Origin of the sequence: Rhizobium sp. 25PS6, assembly GCF_032464655.1 — a bacterium.
GTDB classification, from domain to species: domain Bacteria; phylum Pseudomonadota; class Alphaproteobacteria; order Rhizobiales; family Rhizobiaceae; genus Rhizobium; species Rhizobium laguerreae.
This window is the reverse complement of record NZ_JAWDIV010000020.1, coordinates 1-12516: the sequence shown is the minus strand read 5'-3', so window position 1 is coordinate 12516 and position 12516 is coordinate 1. Positions and strand designations below refer to the sequence as shown.

Here is a 12516-nt window from a genome sequence, read left to right as displayed (position 1 = left end):
GCAATAGGGGGGAATCTCCTCCGGCGAGACCGGCTTTAAAAAGCGGGAGCCCTGTGCCTTTCGCAGCGCCCCTGGCACAGGAAACGGTTCATTTTGTCGCAGTCAATCTTTGCCGCGACTGCAGAGTTTCTTCATCGATGCACACGCGATTTCGGCCGCTTTCCTTTGCTCGGTAAAGGGCACGATCAGCGTTCGAAAACACTGTGTCGAAGGAACCGTCTGTCGGACGGCGTATCGCAACTCCGATTGACACTGTCGCGTAGAAGACGCCGGATGCGGTGACGATCGGCTGCCGCTCAATGGCGCATCGAACATGTTCGCAGGCAGCGATCACTGCATCACTCTCCATTTCTGGAAGCAAGAGGAGGAACTCTTCGCCACCAACCCGAGCGAACGTCGACCCATCGAACTGCAGCGTCGAAATCAGTTCTCGTACCGTTTGCGACAATGTTCTCAGCGCAGCGTCGCCAGCTGCGTGTCCGTAGGTATCATTCACGCGCTTGAAATGGTCAATATCAAGGACAGCGACCGCGAAGGCATGGGACCCAGGACGCGTGCTGTCGAAAAACCTATTCGCAATCGCGAAGGCATGGCGACGATTGAAGGCACCAGTAAGCTCGTCGGTGATTGTGAGACGATGCAATGCATTCTGAATGGTCTTGAGATCTGTGATATCCTGAAGGAGAAGCTGGACGACGGGGTTGCCGTCCCAAGGCAATGCACCTGCTATCAACTTGATCGTGCGCACCGTTCCCTCAGCCGTCCGTATGTCGGCCTCCGTCGAGTTTTCGCAGATCCGCCCTTTAAATGCTTCGTCCATCTGTTGTGCCGCTTCATCGATTTGAGTTTGAAGGAAATCGAGAAAATGCCTGCCGACGACTTGGTCTTGCGGCACTTGGAGGAGTCGTGACGCTTCTTGATTTCCGAAGATAATTCCCTGTCTGGTATGGATGAGGAGCCCCATGGGCATGAGATCAAGCATCATCCCCATTCGCGCCTGCGTATCGACCAGTGTTTCCTTTGTAAGCTGAGCCGCAAGAAGCGCTTCGTGATCTTCATCCAAAAACATGGGTTGTTCTCCGCCTTCGAGGGGAGTCCGAGGTATTTTCGAGCTCAAGCCGCCCTAGCCGCGGCGGCCTCAACGCGGTCACAACCATTCTTCTTTGCCGCGTAAAGCGCCTCGTCCGCAGCACCGACCAGTTCTGCCGCCGGCTCGACACCGGCGCCGCCCATGGAGATCCGCTGCACGGACGTGAAGGCTCCCGTCACAAGAACAGCCAGTGGCGCTCACGCAGACATCAGAATTCCTTCCACTCGCTGGCGACAACTGCGGCATTGCCGTGAAAAACGGCAGTCACGTTGGCTGCCCTCGTCCGCGCCGCCGACGCGACAGGCTTGGAAGCGGCAGTTGCTATAGCGGGGCGGATTTGACGTGATGCCAGGCCGCTTCCGATGTTGAACTGCCCCAGCAACTGGAAAAGTGCATCGGCCTCTCTGGCAAGGCTGTGGGCAGCGGCCGTCGATTCCTCGACCATGGCTGCATTTTGCTGCGTGCCCTGGTCCATGGTGTTCACAGCCGTATTGATCTCCTTCAATCCGGTCGCCTGCTCCTTCGAGCTTTCGACGATTGCGAGAACGTTGCCATTGACCTGCTGGACCTGGGCGACGATCTCATCCAAGGCCTTTCCGGTCTCGCCCACGAGAGCGACGCCACTCTTCACATGCTCGTTGGACGCGGCGATCAATTCCTTGATTTCCTTTGCTGCTTTCGCGGATCTCTGAGCAAGCTCACGCACCTCCTGCGCGACGACGGCGAAACCTTTGCCGGCGTCGCCGGCGCGTGCTGCCTCGACACCAGCGTTGAGCGCCAAGAGATTAGTCTGAAATGCGATCTCATCGATCACACCGATAATGTTGCCGATTTCAGCGGATGATTTTTCGATCTTGCCCATCGCATCGATTGCGCTTCGGACCACCGCGCCGGAGTGCTCCGCATTTTCCCGTGTCCTTCGCACCAGTTGGCCGGCTTCCTGGGCACGGTTGCTGGAATCGGCGACAGTCGTGGTGATCTCTTCAAGGGCGGCTGCGGTTTCCTCGACGGAGGCTGCCTGCTGTTCCGTTCGCTTTGACAAGTCGTCCGAAGCGGAACGAATTTGCTGGGCTCCGGCAGCGATACCCGTTGCATTTTCCGCCACGGTCTGCATCGCACCACGCAGCTTGCTAACTGTCGCGTTGAAATCGGTCCGGAGTTTTTCCAGCGCGGGCGTGAATAGGGTTCTAACTTCCTGGGTCAGATCCCCACCGGACATGGCCTGCAAAGAGCTTGCAAGTTCGTCGACATTGTTCACGCGCGCGGTGACGTCGGTCGCGAATTTGACGACCTTGAAGACCTTGCCGTTCATGTCGAGGATCGGATTGTAGGAGGCCTGGATATAGATCTTTTTCCCGCCCTTGCCGATGCGCATAAACTCATCGGCCACAAAATCGCCAGCTGACAGACGCTCCCAGAACCGCCGATAATCGTCACTGTTTGCGTAAGCGCTCTCGCAAAACATCGAATGGTGGCGTCCCCGGATTTCGACAAGCTGGTAGCCGAGCGCCGACAGGAAATTCTCGTTCGCGGTCAGAATCTCGCCTTTCGGTGTGAATTCGATTATCGCCTGGGCGCGCGAAAGCGCGTTTATTTTGCCGGCATCCTCGGCGCTTTGCAGCTTCTGCTTCGTGATATCGGTGGCGAACTTCACGACTTTATACGGCTTTCCGCCGCTGAAGACCGGATTGTAGGAGGCTTCGATCCAGATTTCCTTGCCGCCCTTGCCAATGCGCTTGTACTGGCGTTGGTTGAACTCACCCCTATTCAGCCTCGCCCAGAACTCGCGATAATCGGCGGACAAGGCTTCTGCCGGCTCAACGAACATTCGGTGATGCTGGCCGACGATCTCGGCCAATTCGTATCCGAGTGCGGCACAGAAATTGGTATTGGCCGTCAGGATCTTGCCGGCGAGATCGAATTCGATGATGGCCTGTGACCTGTTCATCGCGGCGAGTATCGCCTTGGCGTCAGATCCAAAGCCGAATGCTATTGCCTTCATGCTGTTTCCCCACTCAGGACCAAGAGAGCGACTGCCGCCACCCGGACGGGGGACGAGCAATCCGAGAATAAAATCCATTAAAATCTTTAAGTATCCATTAACCGCGTGGCTTCCGAATTTTGATCGCTTGAAGCTGCTTCAGATGAATGAAATATATTAATTCAATCAAAAAGTTATGCGAAGATCTTTTGAGCGCATCCGAGTGATGAAGATTTCTCGATGGCCGGCTTTCAATCCTTGCATGGACTTTTTTCGGCATTCTTGCATCATCAAATCGGAATTGTGTTTACCAGTTTTTAAGAAGTTATAGCTGCACTAACGCCACCTCACGAGCTTTGCAATTATCCCCTCGAGGGCATGTCGCACTTTCGTCCATACGTGTAAAAACCACTCCCAACGCGAGCGGATTCGCTAGGCACATCAGCCGCCAAGCGCCCTGACGCGACTGCTGATCGGAGAAAGAAATGAAATTCGAGGCCGAGTTCAATCGAATTGAGGAAGTCGCCGCGGCCTTCAACACGCATTACGAAGTATTCAAATACATGAAGGGTCTCACACAGGACCTTGGAATGAATGCTTTCCTGTTCATGACGCTGCCGACGGTCGACATCGTCGAAATCGGCGCAGCCAAGATCATCACCAATTGGCCGGCGGAAATGGTGGATTACTATGATGCCCATAACCTCATGATCGACAGCCCGGTCATCCGGCGGATGCTGAGATCGACCAGCCCCTTCAACTATGATGTCGAAGCGATCAATACCAATCGTGGAGGAGGCAAGAAGTCCACGGTCATCGAGCTGTTCAACCGATACGGCATGGAAAAAGGGGCCTATTTTCCTGTTCACGATGCCGCCGGTGGACGCGGCGCCATGTCGATTTCGGGATCTCGGAATTTCAACATGACCGAAATGGCAAAGCTGCTGTTCATCGCCACACTGATTTATGACCGGCTCTCGCAGCTAACATTGAACGAGAAACACAAGCCCATCGAGTTTACGCCGAGCGAACTGGACTGCCTGAGGCTGACCGCCGGCGGCAGGAAGGGCAATGAAATTGCCAAGCTTCTCGATCTCACAGAAAATGCGGTCAACAATCACATCGGCAACGCGATCAGGAAGCTCGGATGTACGACAAGAACGCAGGCCGTCGTGAGCGCTCTGCGGCTCAATATCATTCGTGTTTAGAGATCGAGGCGATCGGCAGGCTGATGAAATAAGGCTCAGAGACTGCGTGCCCGCAGCAATTCCGGGATCTCCTCCGGGGAGACCGGTTTGGAGAAGCGGAAGCCTTGCGCCTCCTCGCAGTGCGCCTGGCGCAGGAAATCCATCTGGGCGTCGGTTTCGACGCCTTCGGCGAGAACCGAGAGCTTCAGCGTCTGCGCCAGCGAAATGACCGCCGAGGCGATGGCGACGGCGGTCTTGTCGCCGGGCAGCGCCTCGACCAGCGAGCGATCCATTTTCAGGCGGTCAAAGGGGAAGGTCTTCAGCGCCGCCAGGCTGGAATAGCCGGAGCCGAAATCGTCGATCGACAGGCGCACGCCAAGCCCCCGCAGCGTTTCCATCACGGCGAGCGCGCGTTCGGCATTCTGCATCACCACGCTTTCGGTGACTTCAAGCTCCAGCCAGCGGGACTGCAGGCGGTGGCGCTCCAGCGCCTCGGCGACATGGGTTGCGAAATCCGGATCGGCGAACTGTTTGGCCGAGACGTTGACGGCGATCGTCAGCGGCGCCAGGCCCATGTCCTGCCAAAGCCGCGCCTGGCGGCAAGCCTCGTTCAGCACCCAGAGGCCGAGGGGAACGATGAGGCCGGTCTCTTCGGCGAGTGGAATGAAATTGATCGGCGGCATCCTGCCTTTTGCCGGATGGTCCCAGCGCACCAACGCCTCGAGCCCGGTGATGCGGCCGGTGGCGACATCGACCTGCGGCTGGTATTGCAGGAACAGCTGGCCGCCGGTGATCGCCTGGTGCAGCTCTTCCTGCTCGCCGAGCGGCATTCCGACAGGCGTGCCGCCGCAGTCGTGATATTGTAACGTGTTGCGGCCGAGCTCCTTGGCGCGGTACATGGCGCGGTCGGCATTGGCGAGAAGCTCTTCCGAGGTCGCGCCATCGAAGGGGAAGGCGGCAACGCCGATGCTCGAGGTGACGGTGATCTCGCCGTTCGCGCCGCGGATCGGCCGGTTGATTGCCTTCTGCAGCTCGCGAAGGCGGCGCGTGATGCCGGCATCGTGGCTCGACTGGTGGACGAGCACCACGAGGAATTCGTCGCCGCCGAGACGCACCACCATATCGGACGCCCTGACGCTGTTGGCCATGCGGGTGGCGATCTCTTTCAGAACCTCATCGCCCGCAGCGTGGCCGCGGCCGTCATTGATATCCTTGAAATTGTCGAGATCGATATAAGCGACGGTGACCTTGCGGTTGTTGCGCCGGGCCTGATCGAGGATGCTCGCCAGCCGTTCCTTCAGGAAGGCGCGGTTCGGCAGGCCGGTGAGATCGTCGTGATGGGCCATGAAATGGATGCGGTCATCGACGCGCTTGCGCTCGATGGCGATGCCGGCGATATGGGTGGCGAGCGCCACCAGCGTCATCTCGTGCTCGGTGGGACGGCGGACTTCCCGGGAATAGAGCGCAAACGTGCCGAGCACGTTGTTCTCAGAGGTGGCGATCGGCGTCGACCAGCAGGAGCGGAAGCCGAACGGCGCGATCATCGCGCGGAAATCCTCCCAGAGCGGATCGATCGTCACGTCCTCTACGATCACCGTCTGGCCGCGCCACACCGCGGTGCCGCAGGAGCCGACCTTGGGGCCGATCGTGACGCCATCGATCAGGCGGCTGTAGCCGCCGGGCAGATTGGGAGAGGCGCCGTGATAGAGCCTGGTGCCCTCGCCGTCGAGCAGCAGCACCGATCCGTCAATCCCATCCAGTTGCGCCTCGATCATCAGCACGAGCGCCTCGAGGATCATCGGCAACGGCTCGTTGCGGGCGATCATTTCGAGCAGGCCCGCCTGGCCGCGATGCAGATCCTCCTGGCGCTTGCGTTCGGTGATATCACGGGAAACACCGATCAGGCCGACGATCTCGCCGCGATCGTTGCGCAGCGGTATCTTCGAGGTCAGCCGGCATATCGGCCTTCTGCTGCCGGGAAGGACGTAGGATTCCTCCATGTCGATGCGGGCTTCGCCCGTCGCCATGATCTGCTGCTCGATGTCGAAATGGCGGCGCGCCGTCTCGAAATCGAACAGGTCGAAGTCGCGCTTGCCGGTGATCAGATCGGCGCGCTGCAGGCCGAGGCTGTTGGCGGTGACGGCGTTGGCGAAGACGAAGCGGCTGTCACGGTCCTTGACGTAGAGGAAATCCGGAAGTTCGTGGACGATCGCCTTAAGGCGCAGGTTCTCGATGCCCTCGGAGAGGTGGTGGGCGGTCGATGCCATCATTGCCTCCGTCGCGGCGACGATGCGTCGCGTTTCGGCCGTCAGGTCATCGATTGATTCCCATCGCCTGGCACCCAATTCGTGCATGATGCCATTCTCCCCGCCGGCCGAAGGCCGTATCCCGCACTCGTCATCATTGAAATTCCCTTCAAAGTAGTCCTCATTTCCTTCGGCTTGCTTAAATGAAAGGGTGAACAAGACGACAATATAAGCAGCGAGATCCTGCCGTCGGCCTCGGCCATAACGGCAATTTCATCCGCCTTTGCCCAGCCTGTGCCAAAAGAATACATGCCCGCCTGGCACGTTTCCTGCTACGGGCGCGTTATGACAAGTGATCCCAGGATGCCCTCACGCCGCGACATGCTTTTCTTTCTTGCCGCCTCGGCCGTTGCGGGAGGGGCATCGCGCACGCTTGCCTCGCCGCTGACGGCGGCCGCTCAGCCCGATCTGCGCGGGGCGATCGACGCGGTGGAATATCGCGCCATTCCCGAAAGCGGCAACCGCAAGACCCGCAACCTGCAGCAGATGATCGAACAGGCGGCGCGCGAGAACGTGCCGGTCTTCCTGCCGCCCGGCACCTACCGGGTCTCCAATCTCACTTTGCCGGACAATACGCGTATCACTGGCGTGCCCGGCGCCTCGCGGATCGTCTATACCGGCGAAGGCCACCTGTTTGCGGCCGAGAACGTGCGGCGGATCGAGCTTTCCAATCTCGTCATCGACGGCGGCAACCGCTGGCTTGGCGACGATGCCGGCGGGCTTTTGCAATTTACCGGCGTCGACGAGGTGCTGATCGACAATTGCGAGATCGGCGGCAGCCGCAAGCACGGCCTGCAACTGGAGCGCTGCGGCGGGCGGATCGAGCGCAGCCGTATTTCGGGGGCTGCCCAATCCGGGCTTTACGCGGTGGATTCCACCACCCTCTCGGTCACCGGCAACACGGTCTCGGATTGCGGCAATGGCGGCATCCTGGTGCATCGCTGGAAGAAGGCAGAGGACGGCACTGTCGTCTCCGGCAACCGCATCTCCAATATCCGCGCCAATGACGGCGGCACGGGGCAAAACGGCAACGGCATCAACATCTTCCGCGCCGACGGCGTGATGGTGGTGAACAACCAGATCTCCGATTGCGCCTTTACAGCGATCCGCGCCAATTCGGCCTCGGACATCCAGATCAGCAGCAATCAGTGCCGGCGTTCCGGCGAGACGGCGATCTATGTCGAATTCGCCTTCGAGGGCGCCGTCGTTTCCGCCAACATGATCGACGGGGCGGCAAACGGCATCTCGATCGCCAATTTCGACGAGGGCGGCCGGCTGGCGAGCGTCACCGGCAATGTCGTGCGCAACCTGACGCTGCGCGGCCCCTATCGGCACGAGGTCGGTTTCGGCATCGGCATCGCGGCGGAGGCCGACACGATGATCTCAGGCAATGTGATCGAGGGCGCGCCGCGCTGGGGGCTGCAGATCGGCTGGGGGCCGTATCTGCGTAACGTCGTTGTGACAGGCAATGTGGTGCGCAAGGCACCGGTGGGATGCGCCGTCTCGGTCGCCGATGGCGCGGGGACCGCCGTCATCACCGACAACGTGTTCCAGGAGACCGCCGAAGGGGCAGTGCTCGGCTTCCAGTGGGAGAAGAAGGTCTCCGGCGAGATGGCGGGCGGCGGCTCGCCCTATGCGCAGCTCACCGTCGAGCGGAATCGCGTCTCCTGAGGAGCACGTCGATCATCCACGGTCAATTTCCATCGGTTATCGCGCCTGATAGGTGCCGGTGACGGTCGCTTCCTCCAATGTGTGTTTCTTTGCCTCTGCCCACATCACGCCTATGCCGGCGGCATCGGGAATCGCAAGTGTAGGCACGTCGAGAGCAGCGAGGCGGAAGATATAGCGATGGGGGCGATCGCCAGGGGGCGGTTGCGGGCCGTCGTAACGGGCGTGGCCGAAATCATTCCGATAGAATCGCGGCGCGTGCTCCGGCGCCGTATCGGCACTTTCGCCAAGAGCAGTCCACTCAGCCGGAATGTTGGCGATCCCGCAATGGCGGAACGTGCCATGAGGGGCGTCCGGATCCTCGACCACCAGAGCGAAGCTCCTGGTTCTATCAGGAGCGCCGCCCCAGGTCAGTGGCGGGAAGAGGTTCTCGCCCGTTCGCGCATATTTCGCAGGGATCGGCTCGTTTTGCGCAAAAGCTTTGCTGATCAATGTCAAAGCCATGACATTCTCCTTCCCTCTCAGGGGCGACCGCTTCCCTTTTTATGCCCGCTTTCCTGATTGCGGCCGCGCACAATGCTCCGATCCTCGTTCCCGGAATCGGTGCCGGTCTTCAGATCGCTTCCTTTTCGATAGGCTTCTTTCGCCTGTTCATTGCGGTGCAGATCCGCCGCCGCGTCGAAGGCCTCGTCGGCATTGGCGGTTTTCTCGCGTTTTTCGATGATGCGAAGCTGCTGTTCATGCGTCTTCTTCCCCGTCATGACATTCTCCTTCGTTTGCAGGTGTATGTTTTGGGGTGCGGTTGGTCGCTGTGGACACCTTGGCCGTGCCAATCTTCGAGACGAACCCGCTGGCGTTGCCATTGTTCCTTCGAAACGGCAGGAATTGTGCTTCGATCTTTTCGGGCGGGGGAAGTGCATTTGAACTGAGCCCTGGTCGGTCCGAGCTCTCGCATCAAAAGCTTTCATCATCCCATTAGCGGCAGGGACTTTTCGCAACCCGATCCGGCATTTACGCTCTCCTGGACAAATACCGAGGGGATATCCAATCATGCTGACAGTCTACGGGGTCTATCGCTCGCGCGCATCGCGTGTCTACTGGATGGCGGAGGAGCTGGGGCTCGAATTCCGGTCGGTGCCAGTGCTGCAGGCAAGGCGGCTCGCAGATCCGCTGGCGCCGGAGGCGGCGCTTAACACGCACTCGCCTGACTTTGCTGCCGTCAATCCCATGGCGCAGATTCCCAGCATCAGGGACGGCGATCTCGTCATGCACGAGTCGCTGGCGATCAATCTTTACCTGGCACGTAGACATGGCGGACCGCTTTCCGGCCAAACCGTCGAAGAAGACGGATTGCTGACGATGTGGACGGTCTGGGGGGCGTCCCAGGTCGAACCGCAGACGGTGAAGATCGTGCTCACTTATGATGACCGGCTCGAAAACAGCGAAGGCGGCCAGCAGACGATCGCGGTTGCCTGCCGGTCGCTGCGCAGGCCGCTGGCGGTTCTCGAAAGCCACCTTGCCTACCGGCAATGGATCGTCGGCGACCGCTTCACCGTCGCCGATCTCAACCTCGCCGAGGTGCTGCGCTATGCCCAGAGCGAAGAGGCGCTTTTCCAAGCGCATCCGAATATCAAAGCCTGGATCGAGCGTTGCCAGTCCCGCCCGGCCTACAAGGCGATGCAGGCGACGCGGGCCAAGGAGCCGGTCGAGGTTTGAAAACTACTTGAAAAGCGTCAGCGTACCGGCCATTTCCTCGCGGATCCAGGCCTTGAAATCCCTCACCTTCTTCGGCTCGCGCGTGCCTTCGGCGGTGACGAAGTAGTGACCGAAGCCGGTGCGGGCGCGAATGCCGAAGGGGGCGACGAGCCGGCCCTCGGCGAGCGCAAAGGCGGCAAGGGTCTGCCAGGCCAGCATGACGCCCTGGCCGGCGATCGCCGCATCGAGGCAGAGCGAGGCGTCGTTGAAGACGTGGCGGGTCGGAAGGGTGGCGCCGGATAGTCCGGCCTCGCGCATCCAGACCTCCCAGGTGAACATGGCGCGGCCATCGATGATGGCAGGCAGTGCGAGGATATCGGCGGGCTCCTTCAAATTCGCCGCCATCTCGGGGGAGCAGACGGGAAAGACCTCCTGTGCCAACAACAGTTCGGCCTTCACGTCAGGCCACTTGCCGCTGCCGACGCGGATGCCGATGTCGACGTCGCAAAGCGCCGGATTGACGAGATTGGTGGTCGCATCCAGCCGCAGTTTGATGTCCGGGTGACGCTCGGCGAAGCGATCGAGCCGGCAGACGAGCCAGCGGGCGGCAAAAACCGGCGCCACCGAGATCGTCAGGATCGTATCGTCCTTGCGGCTGGCGATCGACACCGCCGCCGAAAGCCGGGCAAAACCCTCGTCGAGCGCCAGAAGTATCGGCCGGCCGGCTTCGGTGGCATTCATTCCCCTAGCGGTGCGCTCGAAGATCACCTGGCCGAGCTGGGCTTCGGCCTTGATGACCTGCTGGCTGACGGCGCCGACCGAGACGCCGAGTTCATCGGCGGCTGCCTGCAGCGAGCCGAGACGACCGACGGCTTCCAGCGCGCGCAGGCCGTTGAGATGGACCATATTCAGGTTCTTCATATAGTTTTTCTATAGCGCTTCAGCGTTATTCTCAATTGAAAATCTGCCTGTTGGGGCCGACATTGCAAGTATAGGCAATCCATTCGAACGCAGAGTATTGGCAGATAGATGGCTCGAAGGCGAAAAGCCGCTGGTCAATCACATCAAGCCACTGAAGAAAGCGAGGCATACCATGTCGTTGCTGAAGTTTTTCTTGAGGTCCGTTCCTCCTATGGGCAGCGCAGAAATTGCCGAGACCACCGCCTGGAAGGACGATCCGTTGCGGCATCCCGAGGTCGAGCGCATGTCGATGCGCGAAATCGCCGATCTGCCGCTGGGGATGCCGGTCGGCTTTCAGGCGGAAACCAAGCCGCCGCTGGCGAAATGCGCGTGAAAATATGGTAGCTTCGCCCTGGCAGAAAGGGCGGAACCATGGCCGGCGACGTCGATGCGATCTTCGAACGGCTGAAGCGACTGGCGGCGGAAGCCGGGCTGCCTGATGTCGAGGAGAGCACCTCATACGGCAATCCGGCGCTGAAGGTCGGCGGCAAGAGCTTCGTGGCGGTGAAGAATGCCGAGACGATCGTGATCTCGATTTCGCTCGACGACAAGGATCACCTGCTGGAGATGGCGCCCGACGTTTATTTTCAAACCGATCATTATGTCGGCTGGCCGCATCTGCCGGTGCGCGCCGCCGTGATCGGCGACGAAGAATTGCGGCTGCGGCTGATCGGCGCCTGGCTGTTCCGGGCGCCGAAGAAGCTTGCCGCCGGATTTAAGGATCAGGCCCGATCGTAGGCCAGCGCCCGCTGCACGGCGGGGCGCTGCAGCATGCGGGCGTGATGGTCGCTCGCCTTTTCGAACCGGGCGGGATCGACGCCGTCGGACGGCAGCCAGTCGGTCATGACGAAGAGATAGGGATCGGCGAGCGAATAGGCTTCGCCCATCACCCACGGACCTTCAAACATCGTCTGCTCGATCAGCGTGAAACAATCGGCCATATTCTCAGGCACCTTCGCCTTCATCGCCTCGATTGCCGCCGGCTCGTCGGCCCAGCGCGAGCCGCGCGGACGATGGGCATGGTTCACATGCACGGTCGAGCAGATATAGCTGTTGAAGGACTGGAGCCTGGCAAATTCGAAGGCATCGTCAAGCGGCGCCAGCTTGGCGGCCGGCGCGCTCTGGGCGATAAAGGCCAGGATCGCCGGCGTTTCCGTCAGCACGCCATAATCGGTGACCAGTGCCGGCACCCGGCCCTTCGGGTTGATCTTCAAATAGTCCGGCGAGCGCTGCTCGCCATCGCGGAGGCTGATCTTCTTGACTTCGAAGGCCAAGCCGGATTCTTCCAGGGCAATAAGGCTTGCGAGCGCGCAGGTTCCCGGCGCGTAGTACAATGTCAGCATGGTTTCGACTCCCTTTCGGCAAGGGTTATAGCGTAGCGGTGCGCGGGTCGGAACTGGTGGGACTGGGTTTTGATGTCCATCGGGACAAGGTGGGTGCTTCAGGCGCAAGGGCATAATCGATGTGCCGTGTGGCCCCCTCAACCGCCTGCCGGCACCTTCTCCCCGCTGGGGAGAAGAGATTCGTGGCGGCGCCTCACTTCCTCTGAAAGCGTCTGTTGCGGAAACGAGGACAATCGGCTTGCTCCCTCTTCTCCCCAGCGGGGAGAAGGTGGCCCGAAGGGTCGGT

Annotated in this window: 13 protein-coding genes; 5 read left to right on the top strand and 8 right to left on the bottom strand. The window is 60.2% G+C overall.

Annotated features, from left to right (window positions below; translation table 11 throughout):
• Positions 1–88: 88 nt before the first annotated feature.
• From RWK44_RS25800 to RWK44_RS25790, 3 genes are read right to left on the bottom strand one after another with little or no spacing between them, the layout of a single operon-like run.
• Entirely contained in the window at positions 89–1069 is a 981-nt protein-coding gene (locus RWK44_RS25800; protein WP_131666788.1) for a GGDEF domain-containing protein, read from the bottom strand.
• A 44-nt stretch (positions 1070–1113) separates the two neighbouring features.
• Complete coding sequence (locus RWK44_RS25795; RefSeq protein WP_276508043.1) at positions 1114–1248, bottom strand: hypothetical protein; 135 nt, start codon at positions 1246–1248, stop codon at positions 1114–1116.
• Between the two features lie 50 nt (positions 1249–1298).
• A complete protein-coding gene (locus RWK44_RS25790) occupies positions 1299–3092 on the bottom strand; it encodes a methyl-accepting chemotaxis protein (protein WP_168285196.1) in 1794 nt (597 codons plus the stop codon).
• 464 nt (positions 3093–3556) lie between these two features.
• Between RWK44_RS25790 and RWK44_RS25785 the strand changes: the two genes are divergently transcribed.
• The gene (locus RWK44_RS25785; protein ID WP_131666786.1) at positions 3557–4279 is read left to right on the top strand and encodes a helix-turn-helix transcriptional regulator; all 723 of its coding nucleotides are present in this window, start codon (positions 3557–3559) and stop codon (positions 4277–4279) included.
• A gap of 35 nt (positions 4280–4314) precedes the next feature.
• On the opposite strand, the gene RWK44_RS25780 is transcribed toward RWK44_RS25785, so the two are convergent.
• The gene (locus RWK44_RS25780) at positions 4315–6612 is read right to left on the bottom strand and encodes a sensor domain-containing protein (RefSeq protein WP_316029581.1); all 2298 of its coding nucleotides are present in this window, start codon (positions 6610–6612) and stop codon (positions 4315–4317) included.
• A 255-nt stretch (positions 6613–6867) separates the two neighbouring features.
• On the opposite strand from RWK44_RS25780, the gene RWK44_RS25775 reads away from it, so the two are divergent.
• Positions 6868–8235 carry a TIGR03808 family TAT-translocated repetitive protein gene (locus RWK44_RS25775; protein WP_168285202.1) on the top strand — a complete coding sequence of 456 codons (1368 nt, stop codon included), beginning with the start codon at positions 6868–6870 and terminating at the stop codon, positions 8233–8235.
• A gap of 36 nt (positions 8236–8271) precedes the next feature.
• Here RWK44_RS25775 and RWK44_RS25770 read toward each other — a convergent pair whose 3' ends face one another.
• Complete coding sequence (locus tag RWK44_RS25770) at positions 8272–8736, bottom strand: YbhB/YbcL family Raf kinase inhibitor-like protein (RefSeq protein ID WP_316029580.1); 465 nt, start codon at positions 8734–8736, stop codon at positions 8272–8274.
• Positions 8737–8753: 17 nt separating this feature from the next.
• Positions 8754–8993, bottom strand: a complete 240-nt coding sequence (locus RWK44_RS25765; protein WP_065279281.1) for a hypothetical protein — start codon at positions 8991–8993, stop codon at positions 8754–8756.
• Positions 8994–9282: 289 nt separating this feature from the next.
• Between RWK44_RS25765 and RWK44_RS25760 the strand changes: the two genes are divergently transcribed.
• Entirely contained in the window at positions 9283–9948 is a 666-nt protein-coding gene (locus tag RWK44_RS25760) for a glutathione S-transferase family protein (RefSeq protein WP_131666783.1), read from the top strand.
• Positions 9949–9951: 3 nt separating this feature from the next.
• On the opposite strand, the gene RWK44_RS25755 is transcribed toward RWK44_RS25760, so the two are convergent.
• Entirely contained in the window at positions 9952–10848 is an 897-nt protein-coding gene (locus RWK44_RS25755) for a LysR substrate-binding domain-containing protein (protein ID WP_131666782.1), read from the bottom strand.
• Between the two features lie 172 nt (positions 10849–11020).
• On the opposite strand from RWK44_RS25755, the gene RWK44_RS25750 reads away from it, so the two are divergent.
• The gene (locus tag RWK44_RS25750) at positions 11021–11221 is read left to right on the top strand and encodes a hypothetical protein (protein ID WP_131666781.1); all 201 of its coding nucleotides are present in this window, start codon (positions 11021–11023) and stop codon (positions 11219–11221) included.
• 38 nt (positions 11222–11259) lie between these two features.
• Positions 11260–11625, top strand: coding sequence for an MmcQ/YjbR family DNA-binding protein (locus RWK44_RS25745; protein ID WP_131666780.1), 366 nt, complete (start codon positions 11260–11262; stop codon positions 11623–11625).
• Here RWK44_RS25745 and RWK44_RS25740 read toward each other — a convergent pair.
• Positions 11610–12230, bottom strand: coding sequence for a glutathione S-transferase family protein (locus RWK44_RS25740; protein WP_131666779.1), 621 nt, complete (start codon positions 12228–12230; stop codon positions 11610–11612). The two genes, RWK44_RS25745 and RWK44_RS25740, sit on opposite strands and share 16 nt — an antisense overlap.
• Between the last annotated feature and the right edge of the window lie 286 nt (positions 12231–12516).